Origin of the sequence: Nonomuraea sp. CA-141351, assembly GCF_050944675.1 — a bacterium.
GTDB lineage: Bacteria > Actinomycetota > Actinomycetes > Streptosporangiales > Streptosporangiaceae > Nonomuraea.
The window spans coordinates 12661660-12677062 of the sequence record NZ_CP191982.1 but is presented as its reverse complement, the minus strand read 5'-3'; the positions used below and the strand labels follow the sequence as shown (position 1 = coordinate 12677062).

At 70.3% G+C, this 15403-nt stretch carries 14 protein-coding genes; 6 read left to right on the top strand and 8 right to left on the bottom strand.

Going from position 1 to position 15403, the window contains the following annotated elements:
• The first annotated feature begins 3 nt into the window (after positions 1–3).
• The 3 genes from ACQPWU_RS59665 to ACQPWU_RS59655 all read left to right on the top strand — a co-directional run bounded on the left by ACQPWU_RS59665 (position 4) and on the right by ACQPWU_RS59655 (position 2809).
• Complete coding sequence (locus tag ACQPWU_RS59665; protein WP_433435922.1) at positions 4–963, top strand: LLM class F420-dependent oxidoreductase; 960 nt, start codon at positions 4–6, stop codon at positions 961–963.
• Positions 964–971: 8 nt separating this feature from the next.
• Positions 972–2390, top strand: a complete 1419-nt coding sequence (locus tag ACQPWU_RS59660) for an amidase (RefSeq protein WP_433435921.1) — start codon at positions 972–974, stop codon at positions 2388–2390.
• A gap of 65 nt (positions 2391–2455) precedes the next feature.
• On the top strand, positions 2456–2809 hold the full coding sequence (locus tag ACQPWU_RS59655) for a YkvA family protein (RefSeq protein ID WP_433435920.1): 354 nt from the start codon (positions 2456–2458) through the stop codon (positions 2807–2809).
• Here the strand turns inward: ACQPWU_RS59655 and ACQPWU_RS59650 are convergent.
• The 4 genes from ACQPWU_RS59650 to ACQPWU_RS59635 all read right to left on the bottom strand — a co-directional run bounded on the left by ACQPWU_RS59650 (position 2806) and on the right by ACQPWU_RS59635 (position 6226).
• Entirely contained in the window at positions 2806–4002 is a 1197-nt protein-coding gene (locus tag ACQPWU_RS59650) for an amidohydrolase family protein (RefSeq protein ID WP_360685914.1), read from the bottom strand. The two genes, ACQPWU_RS59655 and ACQPWU_RS59650, sit on opposite strands and share 4 nt — an antisense overlap.
• 162 nt (positions 4003–4164) lie before the next feature.
• Complete coding sequence (locus tag ACQPWU_RS59645; protein WP_433435919.1) at positions 4165–4908, bottom strand: tyrosine-protein phosphatase; 744 nt, start codon at positions 4906–4908, stop codon at positions 4165–4167.
• Between the two features lie 10 nt (positions 4909–4918).
• On the bottom strand, positions 4919–5704 hold the full coding sequence (locus ACQPWU_RS59640; protein WP_433435918.1) for an SURF1 family cytochrome oxidase biogenesis protein: 786 nt from the start codon (positions 5702–5704) through the stop codon (positions 4919–4921).
• 42 nt (positions 5705–5746) lie between these two features.
• On the bottom strand, positions 5747–6226 hold the full coding sequence (locus ACQPWU_RS59635; RefSeq protein WP_433435917.1) for a winged helix-turn-helix transcriptional regulator: 480 nt from the start codon (positions 6224–6226) through the stop codon (positions 5747–5749).
• A 58-nt stretch (positions 6227–6284) separates the two neighbouring features.
• Between ACQPWU_RS59635 and ACQPWU_RS59630 the strand changes: the two genes are divergently transcribed.
• Together ACQPWU_RS59630 and ACQPWU_RS59625 are read left to right on the top strand one after the other, a co-directional pair.
• Positions 6285–6803 carry an N-acetyltransferase family protein gene (locus ACQPWU_RS59630; RefSeq protein WP_433435916.1) on the top strand — a complete coding sequence of 173 codons (519 nt, stop codon included), beginning with the start codon at positions 6285–6287 and terminating at the stop codon, positions 6801–6803.
• Entirely contained in the window at positions 6800–7390 is a 591-nt protein-coding gene (locus ACQPWU_RS59625) for a TetR/AcrR family transcriptional regulator (protein WP_433435915.1), read from the top strand. Before ACQPWU_RS59630 ends, ACQPWU_RS59625 begins: the two co-directional genes overlap by 4 nt.
• A 194-nt stretch (positions 7391–7584) precedes the next feature.
• Here the strand turns inward: ACQPWU_RS59625 and ACQPWU_RS59620 are convergent, their stop codons facing one another.
• Entirely contained in the window at positions 7585–7923 is a 339-nt protein-coding gene (locus tag ACQPWU_RS59620) for a hypothetical protein (RefSeq protein WP_433435914.1), read from the bottom strand.
• 325 nt (positions 7924–8248) lie between these two features.
• Here ACQPWU_RS59620 and ACQPWU_RS59615 point away from each other — a divergent pair, with 325 nt between their 5' ends.
• Positions 8249–9640, top strand: coding sequence for a DUF7059 domain-containing protein (locus ACQPWU_RS59615; RefSeq protein ID WP_433435913.1), 1392 nt, complete (start codon positions 8249–8251; stop codon positions 9638–9640).
• 357 nt (positions 9641–9997) lie between these two features.
• On the opposite strand, the gene ACQPWU_RS59610 is transcribed toward ACQPWU_RS59615, so the two are convergent.
• From ACQPWU_RS59610 to ACQPWU_RS59600, 3 genes are all read right to left on the bottom strand, one after another.
• A complete protein-coding gene (locus ACQPWU_RS59610; RefSeq protein WP_433435911.1) occupies positions 9998–13000 on the bottom strand; it encodes an AfsR/SARP family transcriptional regulator in 3003 nt (1000 codons plus the stop codon).
• A 255-nt stretch (positions 13001–13255) separates the two neighbouring features.
• Positions 13256–13900 (bottom strand): GNAT family N-acetyltransferase, encoded by a 645-nt coding sequence (locus tag ACQPWU_RS59605; protein ID WP_433435909.1) that lies wholly within the window; start codon positions 13898–13900, stop codon positions 13256–13258.
• 141 nt (positions 13901–14041) lie between these two features.
• Positions 14042–15328: a pyridoxal phosphate-dependent aminotransferase gene (locus ACQPWU_RS59600; protein WP_433435908.1), complete on the bottom strand. Its 1287-nt coding sequence runs from the start codon at positions 15326–15328 to the stop codon at positions 14042–14044.
• Between the last annotated feature and the right edge of the window lie 75 nt (positions 15329–15403).

Below are 15403 nucleotides of genomic sequence, written 5' to 3'. Positions count from 1 at the left end.
TGAATGACTCAGAACTGGGGCATGACCATCCCCTTCTACGATCGCTCGCTGTCGAAGTCGCAGGAGCTGATCGCGGAGCTGCCCGAGCTCGGTTACACCGATGCCTGGTCCGCCGAGGTCAACGGGGCCGACGGGTTCGTGCCGCTGGCCATGGCCGCGCAGTGGGCGCCGGGGATCAGGCTGGGCAGCGCCATCGTGCCCGTCTCGACGCGCGGTCCCGGGCTGCTGGCCATGTCCGCGGCCACGCTGGCCGACCTGGCGCCTGAGCGGTTCGTGCTGGGCATCGGCGCGTCCTCGCCGGCGATCGTCGAGCGGTGGAACGCGGGGCGGTTCGAGAAGCCGTACGCGCGCACGCGGGACACGCTGCGCTTCCTGAGGAAGGCCCTGGCCGGGGAGAAGGTCTCGGAGGCGTACGAGACGTTCGAGATCAAGGGGTTCAAGCTGGAGCGGGCCCCGGAGATCCCACCCAAGATCGTGCTGGCCGCGCTGCGGCCCAGGATGCTCCGGCTGGCCGCCGAAGAGGCCGACGGCGCGATCACGAACTGGCTCTCGCCCGACGACGTACGCAAGGTGCGCGCCGAGATCGGCGAGGGCACCGAGCTGATCGCCCGCCTGTTCGTCTGCGTGAGCGAGGACGCCGACCGGGTACGGGAGATGGGCAGGTGGATGCTGGCCGGCTATCTGACCGTCCCGGTGTACGCGGCCTTCCACGACTGGCTGGGCCGGGGCGAGGTGCTGCGTCCCATGCACGAGGCGTGGCAGGCCGGCGACCGGCAGGCGGCGCTCAAGGCCATCCCCGACGAGGTGGTCGACGCCCTGATCGTGCACGGCGACGCGGCCACCTGCCGCGCCCGGATCCGGCAGTACGTGGACAACGGACTCGACACCCCTGTTCTCGCGCCGATCCCGGGTGGAGAGGTCTCCATCGAGCAGGCCGTGCGGGAGCTGGCCCCCAAGGCGTAGGAGCGCGCATGGACGACGTACTCAGGCTGGACGCGGTCGGTCAGGCTCAGGCGGTCAGGGACGGGCAGGTGTCGGCGCGGGAGCTGGCCGAGGCCGCCATCGCGCACATCGAGGCCCACGACGGCGAGCTGAACGCGGTGATCCACCGCCGGTTCGAGCGGGCGCTGTCCGAGATCGACTCCATCCGGGAAGACGCGCCGTTCCGCGGCGTGCCGATCCTGCTCAAGGACCTCGGCTGGCGGCAGGCGGGCGAGCCGTACAGTGCGGGCTCGAACGTGCGCGACGGCGTCGAGCCCGGCGCGGACGGGTACGGCGTCGTGCGGCTGCGTGAGGCCGGGTTCGTCATGCTCGGGCGGACGAACACCCCCGAGTTCGGCAGCACGATCACCACGGAGCCGGTGGCGTTCGGGCCGACGCGCAACCCTTACGACCCCGCGTACTCGCCGGGCGGTTCGAGCGGGGGGTCGGCGGCGGCGGTGGCGGCCGGGATGGTGGCGCTGGCGACCGCGAGCGACGGCGGCGGGTCGATCCGCATCCCGGCGTCCCTGTGCGGCCTGGTGGGGCTCAAGCCGACGCGCGGGCGCGTCAGTGCGGGACCGGCCAGCGGCGAGGGGTGGAGCGGGTTCTCGTGCGCGGGATTCGTCAGCAGGAGCGTGCGTGACACGGCGGCCGCGCTCGACGTCGTGTCCGGCATGCACCCCGGTGACCCGTACGACGCCCCCGCGCTGCCCGGCCCGCTGGCCGCCGAGGTGGGCAGGGAGCCGGGCCGGCTGCGGGTCGGGTTCGTCACCAGGCATCCGAACGGGGCCGTGCCCGAGTGGCCGGAGCTCACCGAGGCCGTCACCAGGGCCGCCGCGCTGCTGGAGTCACTCGGTCACGACGTCGCGCCAGGCGCCCCCGAGGCGCTCGCCGAGCCCGGCTTCGCGCAGCAGTTCGGCGCCATCGTGGCCAACAACCTGGCCGCGCACGTGGCGGGCCTCGGCGAGCTGCGCGGCAAGCCTGTGCGGCCGGAGGAGCTGGAGCGGCGCAACGCCGCCATGCTGGCCGCGGCGCACAAGCACAGCGCAGCCGACCACATCCTGGCCGTCCAGTGGGTGGACGGCTTCCGCCGCCGCATGGCCGCGTGGTGGGGCGCGGGCCACGACCTGCTGCTGATGCCCTCGCTGGGTGTCGCGCCGTTCCCGCTGGGCTGGATCCCGCCGGACGATCTCAGCACCGCGTTCGGCAGGACCGGGCACGCCGTGGCGTACACCTCGCCGATCAACGCGACCGGACAGCCGGCCATCTCGCTGCCCCTGCACCGGAACGAGGCGGGTCTGCCGGTGGGCGTGCAGCTCGTGGCGGCGGCCGGGAGAGAGGACCTGCTGATCAGGGTGGCCGCGCAGATCGAGCAGGCCAGGCCGTTCGAGCACGCGGCGATGCGCTGATCGCCAGGAACTCGTGGCCCCGGCGACGCGTTATGTCGTGAGAAGTCGGGGGTAGGGGGTTTCTCATGATGGCGAAGGCAGCACGGGCGGCGGCGGCGTGGCGGACGTACCGCGAGGTGACCAAGCCAGGCTCGCCCAGCTTGATGACCAGGGTTCGGGCGATTCCGCGGATGGTCGGCGCGGTCATGCGCGGGCAGTACGGAGGCATGGGCAAGGGCAAGCTCGCCCTGCTCGGGCTCGGGGTGGTCTACATCCTGTCGCCCATCGACGTGGTGCCCGACTTCCTGATGGTGATCGGCGTGGCCGACGATTTCGGCGTGTTCCTGTGGCTCGTCGCCTCGTTGCTCGGCGAGAGCGGGCGCTACGTCGAGCACGAGCGGCACGTCATCCAGGGGCGACTCCTCGAAAAGGAAGCCTAGATCTCCTCCATCCGCAGCCAGGCGCGTGAGGGCAGCGGGTGGCCGAAGAGGCGTGCCGCGTTGCCGTAGGCGACCCTGGCGATGTCGGCGGGCGGGAGCGTTCCGAGGTTGCGTGCCACGGACTTCTGCGTGTCCGGCCAGGTCGAGTCGGAGTGCGGGTAGCCGCTCTCCTGCAGCACGTGGTCGAGCCCGACCGCGAGGCGCACGCCTGAAAGCGCGTGGTCGTCGAGCGTGCCGAAGAAGAAGTTGCGGCGCAGCACCTCGCTGGGCTTGAGCCCGCCCTCCCACGACGCCTCGCCGGCGACCGGGTGGTCGAGGGCGTAGTCGGCGCGCTCGGCCAGCATCGGCAGCCAGCCCACCCCGCCCTCGACGATGAGGATGCGTAGCGCCGGGAAGCGCAGCGGCAGCCCCGACCAGAGCCAGTCGGCGCAGGCGAACATGGCGCTGGTCGGCATCAGCGTGGTGATGGCCTCGATGGGCGTGTCGGGCGAGGGCACGGGAGACCACGAGGAGTCGCCCGCGTGCAGCGCGACGACCGTGCCCGTCTCCTCACAGGCGGCGAAGAACGGGTCCCAGTGGCCCGAGTGGATCGACGGCAGCCGGAGCCGGGTCGGGAACTCGGGGAAGACGACGGCCTTGAATCCACGGGCGGCGTTGGCGCGGATCTCCTTGGCGGCCACGTCGGGGTCGGGCAGCCAGGGGAGCTGCAGACCGATGATGCGCTCGGGATAGGTGCCCGCCCAGACGTCGATGTGCCAGTCGTTCCACGCCTTGACCAGGGCCAGACCGAGCTCCTGGTCGCGGGTCCTGGCGAACGGCATGCCCGACTGCATGGCCAGCATGCCGGGGAAGCACAGCGCGGCCCAGATGCCCGCGACATCCATGTCCTCGATGCGGGCCTCGATGTCGTGGCAGCCGGGGCGCATGTGCTCGAACCTGACCGGCTCGAGCGTGCGCTGCTCGCGGGGCAGCCCGGCGCCCACGTCGATGCCGGCGCACGGGTAGGTCGCCCCGCCGTAGCGCCAGACCTGGTGACCCGCCTCCGTCTCCACGACCTTGGGCGCGACCTCGGCGTATTTCTCCGGCAGCCGGCCTTCGAACAGGTCGGGAGGCTCGATCAGGTGATCGTCGGCGGAGATGATCACGTAGTCGCGCCGCCTCGGGTCAGGGTCGGGGAGCAGCGGCGTAGTCACGCAGGTAACCGTACGACGGCGGGATAACGTCGAACAAGCTGCGACGTATCCGTTGGGTATCCGAGATTTTTGACCCGGGACCGCCGGGAGGGGGATGGCGGGCGGTCCCAGGCCCGGAATGGGCCGCTCGCCTGGACTCAGCAGGCGGGACCCGGCCTGCCTCTACCCGTCTGAGTTCGGTTCAGTCAGAAGGTGGTCGCGCAATTCGGCGATGGTGGCGGGGGAGATGTTCAGGACCTGTGTGACATACCTCTCGATCGAGCCGTGCCGCGCCGTCAGGTCGGTGAGGAAGAACCGCATGGTCTCGGCGGGCGCCAGGCCGAACCCCGGCCACAGCGGTACGCCGGGATGCCTTCCGCGCCAGTCAGCGATGAAAGCCTCGGTGGCCAGCCCGGTCAGCGCGTAGTCCGCCACGATGTCCTCCTCGCCGACGCCCGCCAGCGAGAGGGTCAGTGCGGTGAGTACGCCGGTGCGGTCCTTGCCCGCCGCGCAGTGGATCACCACAGGGGCGTTCTCGGCCCGTGCGATCGTCTCCAGCGCGGTCCTGAGGTGCTCGACGCCGTCCTCGGTCATCTCCAGGTAGCGGTCGGCGAGATATCTCCCGACCCCGATCTCCTCGCTGTACGGCGAGCTGTCCCAGCGGCGTCCCTCGATGGGCAGGTTCTGGTAGTTCTGCCCCTCGGTCTCCGGGACTCGTCCCGCCTTCTCGATCTCGAACGGGTGCCGCAGGTCGATGACCGTACGGACGCGTAAAGCGCGGAAGGTCGTGAGATCGTCTCCGGCCAGCCAGCCGAGCGAGTCGGCCCGGTAGAGCCGCTGCCACTGGACGGTGCGCCCGTCCTGGGTGGCATATCCACCTACGTCGCGAAAATTACGGATACTGGCGAACTCAATGTGGCGGATCACCCTCAATACCTTAATTGGCGGCGGCCACGGACTCCTTGGAGTCCTCCCCAGTCTTCCGCTCGGCCACCTCGCGCCGGATCAGCAGCACCCAGCCGACCAGGGCGACACCGATGAACAGCCACCACTGGATCGCGTACGCCAGGTTGAGCCCGCCCCCCGCGCCCACGTCCGGCTGGGGAACCGGCGCCGGCGCCGTGGCGGGCTTGGGCGACTGCTCGGTCAGCTCCACGTATCCGCCCACCAGCTGGTAAGGCAGCCCCTGCCCGATCTTGTCCGCGTTGATCAGGAGCACTTGTCCTGGCGGCAGCCCTGAGCGCTCTCTGATGCCGCTGGAGTCCTCGGTCTCGCTGAGCCGTAGCCGTCCGGTGACACTTACCTTCCCGGTGGGCGGAGCGGGCACCTCGGGAGTGGCGTCGGCGGTGGCGCCTGCCTGGACCCAGCCCCGGTTCACGATCACCGCCGTGCCGTTGCCGGTGACGAGGGGGGTCAGGACGTAGAAGCCGTTCAGCCCGTTCTGGGGGCGCCTGCGTACGAGCAGGGCGTGGGCCGGGTCGTACGTGCCGGAGACCGTGACCTGCCTGTACCGGTCGTCCTCGCGGACCCGCTGCGCCGGGGCGGCCAGCTTCTCCAGCGGCACCGGCGCGGCCTCGATGTTGGCGGTGACCCGCGTGCTGTTGGCCGACCGCTCCTCGAAACGCCCGTACTGCCACCGCCCGAGGAACACGAAAGCGGGGATGACCAGCAGCACCACCAAGTGGAGCGCCAGCCATCGAGGCGTCAGCAGGAACCGGTACACGCTCTCAAGCCTAGGCACCGGGAGGGGTGCCCCCGCACGCGCCTATGCGCTCCTGAGCTCGGCACCTGACCCCGGCACCGGGGTCACCTCGCGCGGCCCGCCCACCTCGTGGCCGTCGGCGCACCGGAAGTGCTGCTCGATGGGGGCGCCACAGTCGCGGTGGGTGAGCACCACCGGCGGGCCCTCCTCGTCGGTCAGGTATCTGTCGCCCCAGTGCATGAGCGCGACCAGCAGGGGATAGAGGTCGCGGCCCTTCTCGGTGAGCCGGTATTCGTCGCGCTGCCGCTGGCCCGGCTCGCGGTAGGGCTCCTTGCGCAGCAGTCCCTCGTCGACCAGCCGGGCCAGCCGGGCGCTGAGGACCTGGCGGGGGGCACCGGTGTTGGCCTGCATGTCGGCGAATCTCCGCACGCCGCTGAACGCCTCGCGCAGCACCAGGAAGGTCCACTTCTCCCCGACGATGTCCAGGGTGCGCTCGATCGAGCAATTGTTCACCCGGAAGTTCACCCGGAAGGGAACGTTCATCTTTCTATTATACCTGAGTTCAATTGACAGACTCAGCATTGACTGCGAGCCTGGGTCTATGCGAGGAACTCAGACCCGCCCCGCGCGTGCCGACGACGAAGAGCGGATCAGGTGCTTCCTGGCCGGGTTGTCGTTGCACACGCAGACGCTCCGGTTCTTCACCGGCATCAGCACGCCGGCCGCCGGGCTGGTGCGCACGCTGCTCGCGACGGACGAGCGCCGTGACGCGCTCGTCGCCACCACCGTGGCGAGCGGCGAGATCGTCGGCCACGCCATGAGCTTCCGGGGTGACTGCGCCGACGTGGAGATCGCCGTGGTCGTCGCCGACCGGTGGCAGGGGCAGGGGATCGGGCCTCAGCTGGTCGACACGCTGCTCCTGCGGGCCTCCGTACGCGGCGCGAGGACCGTGGGCATGGACGTGCTGGGCGAGAACCGGCGCGTGCTCAGGCTCATCCGCAGGCTCTGGCCGGACGCCCGGATGAAGGTCAGCTCCGGATCGGTGGAGGTGACCGCTATGATCGATCCAGCCGGTCTATTTGCGGAACAACGTTCTGGTGGCACACCATTGACAGCGTGAAGAGTGCCAAGAACGGACGCGACGGCCGGACCCGCATCATCGAGGGTGCCCTCCGCCGCTTCAGCCAGGACGGGGTGTCGGCCACCACGCTGGCCAGCCTCCGCGAGGAGAGCGGTGTCAGCGTCGGCAGCTTCTACCACCACTTCGCCAGCAAAGAGCACGTCTTCGGCGTGCTGTACGCCGAGATCCTCACCGCGTACCAGAACGCCTTCCTCGCTGAGCTGGTCAGCCACCAGGAGGCCCGCGCCGGCATCGAGGCCGTCGTGGCCTTCCACATGCGCTGGGCGGGCGAGCACCCGGAGAAGGCCAGGCTGCTGGTCAGCGAGCGGCCGCCGCGCAAGCAGGAGCCGGGCGGCGCCGAGGTGGCCGAGGCCAGGCGCGCGTTCTTCCGCCAGGTGTCCGACTGGTGGCGGCCGCACATGAAGAACGGCCTGCTCCAGCCGGTCCACCCGACCATGTGTTACGTGCTGTGGCTGGGGCCGGCGCAGGAGATGTGCCGCCTGTGGTTCGCCGGCGCGCACACGCCCACGGAAGAGGAGATCAAGGGACTGGGCGCCGCGGCCTGGCAGAGCCTCCGCCAGCAGTGACGCCGGCCCCGGCTGCTCGCACGTCCTCGGCCGGCGCACCCACCGTCCCCAACGCGCCAGGGAAGCGCGACCGGTTGGCCGGCGCCGCCTCCTTGGCCCTCTTCTCGACGTCTCCTCTGACGACACTCCCCGCTGCGACCCCGAAGGGCCACCGTCCGGGCGCGCGCACGCGGACGGCGCGCCCTGCGCCCTCTCTAGTGCGGCCGCCGTGACGCCGGACGGTGCACCGTCACGCCGGTCGGCCGGAGCCGGGTGGGGACGCGCCAGCTCGCCCGGTCGAGCAGGATGTCCAGCCGCAGGTCGCCGCGCTGCCTGCGCAGCCCGGGCACGCGCACCCGGTCGTGCACGTCGAACCTGCCCCGATGCGGATAGCCGAACCCCAGCTCGCCCGGCAGCACGCGCAGGTCGTCGCGGTTGCCGCAGCGCGGGCACGTCCAGGACACGAGATCCATGCCGCGGTTGTAGTCGGAGCAGGCACTGAAGTACTCGTCGGGGCCGAATCGGGACTCGCAAGCCAAGCAGGGGATCAGCATGGGTCCGCTCCTTGGGACGGCGTGGTGACTTCCCTAGAGATAACGCTTCTCACTTGTCCGCCGCTTGCAGAACGCTTGGCCTCTTAGGTAACAGTATGAATACTCACCGGAGTGACGAGCCTGGGGCGGAGAGCGGTAGCTTGCGTGACCAGCGGAGCCCCGTGCGAGTGCGACCATCAGATCGTGCGACGAGCCTGGGGCGGAGAGCGGTAGCTTGCGTGACCAGCGGAGCCCCGTGCGAGTGCGACCATCAGATCGTGCGACGAGCCTGGGGCGGCGTGACCAGCGGATCATGCGGGGGAGTCCGCAGTGAAAAGATGGACTCGTGGAACGACTACGCCATCATCTCCTGGAGACCGGTTACACCATCGACGGCGTACGCGATCGGCTGGGCGGCATGGCGGCCTCGGCGTTGGCCAGGGAGGAGCTGGTCCCGGCCTTGCGGGCGACCGCTGACGGCGATCCCCTGGCCACGTTGATCAGGCTGTGGTGGCTCGGCGTTCCCGTCCCCGCCAAGTCCGTCGCGCCGGAGGTCCTCGACTCCGGCCTGGTCAGTGCCGACGGCGACCACGTGAGCGCGACCGTGCATCTTCAGCCCTGGGAGACCGGCGGCTACCTGGTATCCGACCGCAAGGTGCGCCCGGGCGACCCGGCGCTGCGGCCCGACCACGTCGTCGGCGCGGGCGGCGCCTCGGCGAACCTTGCCCAGCTCGTCACCCGCCGCCCGGTGGGGCGCGCGCTCGACCTGGGCACCGGGTGCGGGGTGCAGGTGCTGCACCTGGCGGAGCGGGCCGAGCGGATCGTTGCAACCGACGTCAATCCGCGGGCCGTGGAGCTGGCCAGGCTGAGCTGGGAGCTGTCCGGCATCTCCGACGTGGACGCGCGTACGGGGTCCATGTTCGAGCCGGTCGAGGACGAGCTGTTCGACCTGGTCGTGAGCAACCCGCCGTTCGTCATCGGACCCGCGGGCGACCTGACCTATCGTGAGACGGGCGGCGACGGATTCTGCCGCGACCTCGTACGCCGGACGCCCCGCCACCTCAACCCCGACGGCCAGGCCCACTTCCTGGCCAACTGGCTGCACGTCGAGGGAGAAGACTGGCGCGACCGCGTGGGCGGCTGGCTGCGCGAGACCGGCTGCGACGCGTGGGTGGTCCAGCGCGACGTGCAGGACCCGGCCGAGTACGTCGAGCTCTGGCTCAGGGACGCGGCAGAGCAGGGCACCAAGGCCTACGCCGAGCACTACGACCGCTGGCTGGCCTGGTTCGACGAGCGCAAGGTCGAGGGCGTCGGGTTCGGCTGGATCACCATGCGCAACTCCGGCACGCTCGACCCGGTCGTACGCGTCGAGCACCTGGACCACCAGGTCGCGCTCCCGGTCGGCGACTATGTGGACTCCGTGCTCAACGCCGTCGCCGCCGCCCACCGGGCCAAGGGGCTGGATGCCGCGCGCCTGCGTACCGCCGACGGACTGCTGGACGAGCGCATCGGCCTGCCGGGCGCGGAGGATCCCATCCGCATCGTGCTGCGCCAGACGCAGGGGCTGCGACGTAGCAGGGAGGTCGGCACGGTGGAGGCCGCGCTGGCGGGCGTGTGCGACGGCGAGCTGGCGCTCGGCCCGCTGCTCAACGTGATCGCCGAGCTGGTCGGCGACGGCGAGATCGCGGACGCCGACGCGATCAGGCCACTCATCGCAGAAGGCTATTTCCTGCTTTAATCAGCCGTTAATTCGACGTTGACCCCTCGGGTGGAGGCTCAGGCCAGGACACGGACCCGGGGGGTTCGAGGGCCGTGTCAGGTCCGGCCGGTCGTCTGGAGTGAGGCGGCTGGCCGCTACGCGGAGCATCCGGATGACCGGGCCCCCTAGCGACGTGTGGCGGTCAAAGATGACCGGCCGGGCTGCATCACCACGCATTCGTAACGGCCTGATCGACAAGAAACCTGCCCATCAGACTGCCGCCCTGCTGTCGTGCATGGTCAAGATCGTAACGGCAGTCCATTCAGCAGGTTTCTCATCGAAAGGACAGCCTTGATCAACCATGTGTGGATGACACGTCTGGACGACGAGCTGTACTCAGGACTCGATGACGGCCTTGGCGGTGGGCTCGGTGACGGTTTCGGCTACGAGGATGCCGTCGAGCAGGACCTTGAGATCCCCGGCTTCGGGAGCGCCGAGCCGGGAGAAGATGTCGAACGCCTGCCGCAGGCAGTCCAGGCTCCTCGTGGTGCTGCCCAGGCCGTGCAGCGCCTTGCCGAGCACGGTGAGTGACAGCGCCTCGCCGTAGGGATGGCCGATCTCGCGGGAGATCACCAGGGCCTGCTCGGCGTGGCGGACGGCGTCGGGGTAGCGATCGGCGGCGATGAACGTCTCGGCCAGCCGGGAGCAGACCCGCTGCTCCCAGACCCGCTGCTTGCTGGCCCGGAAGAAGGCCAGGCACTCGGCGTGGTGGTGGACGGCCTCGGTGAGCCGGCCGACCCGGGACAGCACGATGCCGAGGTGGTAGCGGGCGCGGGCGGTGCCGGCGCCGCTGCCGATCTCGGTGAAGATGGCCAGGCCCTTCTCCGCGGCGGCGATCGCGTCCTTGGGACGGCCCAGCCCCAGGTGGTCGCGGGCGGAGTAGCTGAGCACGAGAGCCTCGCCGGCCGGCACGCCGTGCTCGCGGTAGAACCGCTTCGCGGAGTCGAACAGCTCGAGCGCCTCGGTGTGGCGGCGCTGCCTGCCGACGACGACGGCCAGGGCGTTGAGCACCTCGCCGGTGACGATCTTCTCGCCACGGGCCACGGACAGCTCATACACGGCCCTGAAGTGCTCCTCGGCCTCCTTCAGCCGGTTGCCGGCGAACAGGACCCGGCCCAGCACGTACCGGACGCGCAGCTCGCTCGCCGTGTCGCCGAGCTCCCGCGCGGCTGCCAGCACGGCACGGGTGGCGTTGCCGAACTCGCGCGTGTGCGTGCCCGACTCCAGCAGCGGCTCCATCGCCAGCAGGAGGTCGGCTGCGGGCAGGAGCTGCTCGGCCGTGCGGGCCGCGGCGGCGGCCTGGTTGATGGTCGCGAACAGTGAGTCGCCCTCGGAGATCAGCCAGGCCACGGCCTCGTCGGCGGAGCCGAAGGCGCGCCCGCTGCCGATCACCACGAGATTGCCGGGGATCATGCTGCCCTCGTAGGCCAGCCGGTGCGCGGACTGGGCCGAGGCCAGGTAGAAGCCGAGCAGCCGGCGCAGCGCCAGCGTCCTGGCCTGGGGCCGTTCGGTCTTGTCCAGCTCGCGCCTGGCGAACAGTTTGAGCAGGTTGTGGAAGCGGTAGCGGCCGGGCGCGGGGGCCTCCAGCAGGCTCGCGTCCACGAGGGACTCCAGTACGGACTCCGCCTCGAGCTCGCTCACCGACAGCACGGCGGCCGCCGCGCCTGTGGAGACGTCGGGCCCGTTGGGCAGCGAGAGCAGGCGGAAGGCGCGCGCCGCGTGGGAGCCCACCTGCCCGTACCCGAGCGCGAACGTGGCCTCGACGGCCAGGTTGCCCACGCGCAGCTCGTCGAGGCGGCGCTGCTCGTCGGCCAGCCTGGGCACCAGCGAGGCGATCGTCCAGGAGGGCCGCGCGGCCAGCCTGGAGGCCACGATCCGCACTGCCAGCGGCAGGAACCCGCAGGCCGCCACCACGTCCATGGCAGCGCCGTGCTCGGCCGACACGCGCTCCGCCCCGGCCACCGACGCGAACAGCGACAGCGCCTCGCCCGGCTCCATCACGTCGAGATCGATCAGTTTGGCGGAGGGCAGATCGGCCAGCTTGCCGCGGCTCGTCACGATCGCCGCGCACCCGGGCGAGCCCGGCAGCAGCGGGCTGACCTGCTCGGCGTCGCGGGCGTTGTCCAGCAGGACGAGGATGCGGCGCTCGGCCAGGAGCGACCGGTAGAGCGCGGAACGTTCCTGCAGTCCCGCGGGAATGACGTCAGGCGGTATGCCGAGCGCGCGCAGGAACCCGCCGAGCGCCGACTCGGGCGCGGTGGGTTCGCCGGCGTAGCCGCGCAGGTCGGCGTAGAGCTGGCCGTCCGGGTACAGGTCACCGGCCAGGTGGGCGACGTGCACGGCCAGCGCGGTCTTGCCGACGCCGCCGATGCCGGAGATCGCCGCCACAGGGACGCCCTCAGGCGCCGACAGCTGGGTACGAAGGCGTGTGGCGATCTCCTGGCGGCCGGTGAAGTCGTTGACGGCGGCGGGAAGCTGGGCGGGGCGCGGCAGCTGGAGCGCCGGCCGCGGCTCCTCCGCTTCGGCGGGCTCCTCCTCGGCCACGCCGGCGGCGGCCAGCGTTGGGTCGGCGGCCAGGATGCGCTGGTGCAGCGCGGCCAGCTCGGGGCCGGGCTCGATGCCCAGCTCGTCGATCAGGGCCTCGCGCGTGTCCGTGAAGACGGTGAGCGCGTCGCCCTGCCGCCCGCACCGGTAGTAGGCCAGCATGAGCTGGGCGCGCAGCTTCTCGCGCAGCGGGTGGTCGGCGGTCAGCGCGATCAGCTCCGAGACGATCTTCGCGTGGTTGCCCAGCTCGAGGTCCACGTCCATGAGGGTCTCGACGACGTTGATACGGCGCTCGATCAGCCGGTCGCGCTGGTGCTCGGCGTACGGGCCGACGGTCCCGGCCAGCGGCTCGCCCTCGAACAACGACAGCGCGGCCCGCAGAGCCCGGGCCGCCTCGGACAGCCGGCCCGCCTTGCGGGCGCTCTCGGCCTCCTGGACGCCGCGTTCGAAGCGGACCAGGTCGAGCGAGCCGTCGGGCAGCCGCAGCGCGTAGCCCCTGCCGATGGACGTGAGCAGCTCCGGGCGGGAACGAGCGGGCCTGTCCGGCTCGAGCACCGTGCGGAGCCTGGAGACGTAGGTGCGCAGCGCGCCGAGGGCTCGCGGCGGCGCCTCCTCGCCCCACACAGCGTCGATCATCTCGTTGGGGGTGACCGCATGACCCTCGCGCAGGAGCAACATGCCGAGGATGGAACGCTGCAGCGGGGTGCCAAGATCTAACTCCTGGCCGTCACGCCACGCGCGGACAGGACCGAGCACGGCGAACCTGAGCCCGCCCTCAACGCTCTGACCAGCCATGCCGTATGTCTCCAAGCCAATGGATCGTTTTGTTACCAAATGATAGATCTAATGTCGTTTGTCACCTAGATTCCGGACTGATCGTCAGATGTGCCGTTGATCCGTCTTTAATCTGGCGTTGAGCGCGCCCCGGGACGATGAGGGTCGGCTAGGCATGACTCACACCGCGGGGGCGTGTCATGTAGAGCACCTGTAGGCAGGAAAAAATACGGCCCCGCCCAAAGTTTCTGGGGCGGGGCCGTGGTGGACGGGTTCTCAGGCTGCCTCGACCAGTCCGAGCCGCATGGCCAGTCGCTCGCGTACGAGCGGCCATTCGGAGTTCAGGATCGAGTAGAACGCGGTATCTCGGACCGTGTTGTCGGCGCCTCGGCTATCCGCTCGTCGCACCCCGTCGAAGTGTGCGCCGAGGGCCTCGATGGCGGCCCGGGACCTGGTGTTGCGTACGTCTGCCTTCAGGGTGATGCGGTGGACGTTCCACGTCTCGAAGGCGTGCGAGAGCATCAGGAACTTGCTCTCACGGTTGACACCCGTGCCCTGGGCGCCGGCGCCCAGCCAGGTGTAACCGATGTCGGCCACGGACGGAATCTCGCCCACCGCACCGCGTGTACCCGGTGGCCAGGGCATGGGGCCCTGCCAGTACTCCAGGTGCATGAGACGGGTGGCACCGACCACGCGGTCGGTGTTCAGCCACCGGATGGCGAAGGGCAAAGTGCGGCCCTCCGCCTGCTCAGCCATGGCGGCCTCCACATAGGAGACCATCTCGTCCCGGCCATCCGGGACGCGAGTGAAGGCGTAAGTAGAACGGTCTTCACTCGCCGCGGCGACGAGATCGTCGATCACCGCGAGGCTGAGAGGTTCCAGGCGCACGGAGCGCCCGGACAAGGTGACAAGAGCGGGCATGTGCACATGATGAGGGGAAGGAGACGTGCACGTAACCATGCCCAAAGGAAGATCTTTTGCAGGTTTCTGCAGATGGGGTGTTTCCGCAGGTCAGAGGCCCCTTTTGGGGGACGGCAAACCGGCTCTTGGGGAAAGATTCGCCTAACTGTGACATGGCGTCGGTACGAACGCGGGCTGCCGTTCACGCACCACGCCGTGCCGTACTACTGCGAGCTCTTTCAAGCCCCTCGACAGAAAGTCCAAATTGGCGGAGATCCAGGGAAGTTGGAGCGGATCTGCGCTGTTCAGGGCGGTCAGTCGCTCTTCGGCGGTGTCGCCGTAAAGCAGGCTCACCGCGACCCGCACCCTGGCCGCCGCGGGGTCGTCGCCGAACGCGTGTCCCGGCAGGACGCCGATGCCGTGTTCCTCCAGCAGGATCTTGGTGATCTCGGCGGAGCCGCCGAGTCGCAGATGGCTCAGGTCGGGGTAGAGATAGAAGCCACCTTGAGGCGGGGGTGCGGCGGCCCCGATCTCGGCGAACCTCTCGTGTACGGCCCTCGCGACCGCGCCGTGCAGCCTGCGGCTGCGCTCGATGCGCTCGCTCAGCTCGGACGGCTCGCCGAAGGCGTACGCCGCGGCCTCCTGCACGGGAGCCGCGGGCGCGGACCAGATCTCGCTGGCCACCGCGAGCAGGCTCCTGTGCAGCGCGTGGGCGCCCGCGGGCAGCCTGGCCACGCCGATCCGCCAGCCGCCCAGCGCGAGGCTCTTGCTCAGCCCGGTGGTGATGATCGTGCGCTCCGGCGCGAGATCGGCGGGCGAGGTGTACGGCACGTCCGGGTCGTGGATGATGTCGCGGTAGATCTCGTCCGAGATGATCAACAGATCGAGCTCGCGGGCGATCTCCACCAGGCGGCCGATGGTCTCCGGCCCGGCCAGGCGGCCCGTCGGGTTGTCCGGCAGCGTCACCAGCAGCGAGTTGACGGTCCTGCCCTGTGCCCTGGCGCGGCGCACCGCGGCGGCCACGAGGTCGGGGTCGGGCGCTCCGCCCTCTCCTGGCGGTGCGGGCACCAGGATGGGACGGGAGCCGACCAGATCGGCCTGTGCGGCGTAGCTGACCCAGCTGGGCATGGGCAGGACGATGTCCCCGCCGATCGCCAGGAGCAGGCCGTACAGCAGCGACTTGCTGCCGGGCCCGCAGACGACCAGTTCGGGGTCGGTGTTGAGCCCCCGTCGTGTCCAGTAGCCCGCCGCCGCCGTCCTGAGCTCGGACGCCCCCGCCACCGGCCCGTAGCCGTTGCGTTCTGATGCGGCGGCCAGCCTGTCGCGCAGCGCCGGGTGGACGGGCAGCCCTGCCTCACCGAAGGCCAGGTGCAGCACGCGTTCCCCGGCGCGCCGTCTTCGGTCGATGTCTTCGTTTGCCGCCAAGGTGGCAGAGAGGGTAACGGTCATGTTTGTCACGTTCCCAGGGTGGTTTGATGAAGGCATCAGCACAAGCGAGGCTTTTTGTGGGTAGGCATAAGGAAG

Coding starts and splice junctions, on each gene's coding strand:
- ACQPWU_RS59660 (WP_433435921.1), top strand. CDS start 972: ATGGACGACGTACTCAGGCTGGACGCGGTCGGTCAGGCTCAGGCGGTC.
- ACQPWU_RS59665 (WP_433435922.1), top strand. CDS start 4: ATGACTCAGAACTGGGGCATGACCATCCCCTTCTACGATCGCTCGCTG.
- ACQPWU_RS59620 (WP_433435914.1), bottom strand. CDS start 7,923: ATGCTGATCCCCTGCTTGGCTTGCGAGTCCCGATTCGGCCCCGACGAG.
- ACQPWU_RS59635 (WP_433435917.1), bottom strand. CDS start 6,226: ATGAACGTTCCCTTCCGGGTGAACTTCCGGGTGAACAATTGCTCGATC.
- ACQPWU_RS59630 (WP_433435916.1), top strand. CDS start 6,285: ATGCGAGGAACTCAGACCCGCCCCGCGCGTGCCGACGACGAAGAGCGG.
- ACQPWU_RS59655 (WP_433435920.1), top strand. CDS start 2,456: ATGATGGCGAAGGCAGCACGGGCGGCGGCGGCGTGGCGGACGTACCGC.
- ACQPWU_RS59600 (WP_433435908.1), bottom strand. CDS start 15,328: ATGACCGTTACCCTCTCTGCCACCTTGGCGGCAAACGAAGACATCGAC.
- ACQPWU_RS59605 (WP_433435909.1), bottom strand. CDS start 13,900: ATGCCCGCTCTTGTCACCTTGTCCGGGCGCTCCGTGCGCCTGGAACCT.
- ACQPWU_RS59610 (WP_433435911.1), bottom strand. CDS start 13,000: ATGGCTGGTCAGAGCGTTGAGGGCGGGCTCAGGTTCGCCGTGCTCGGT.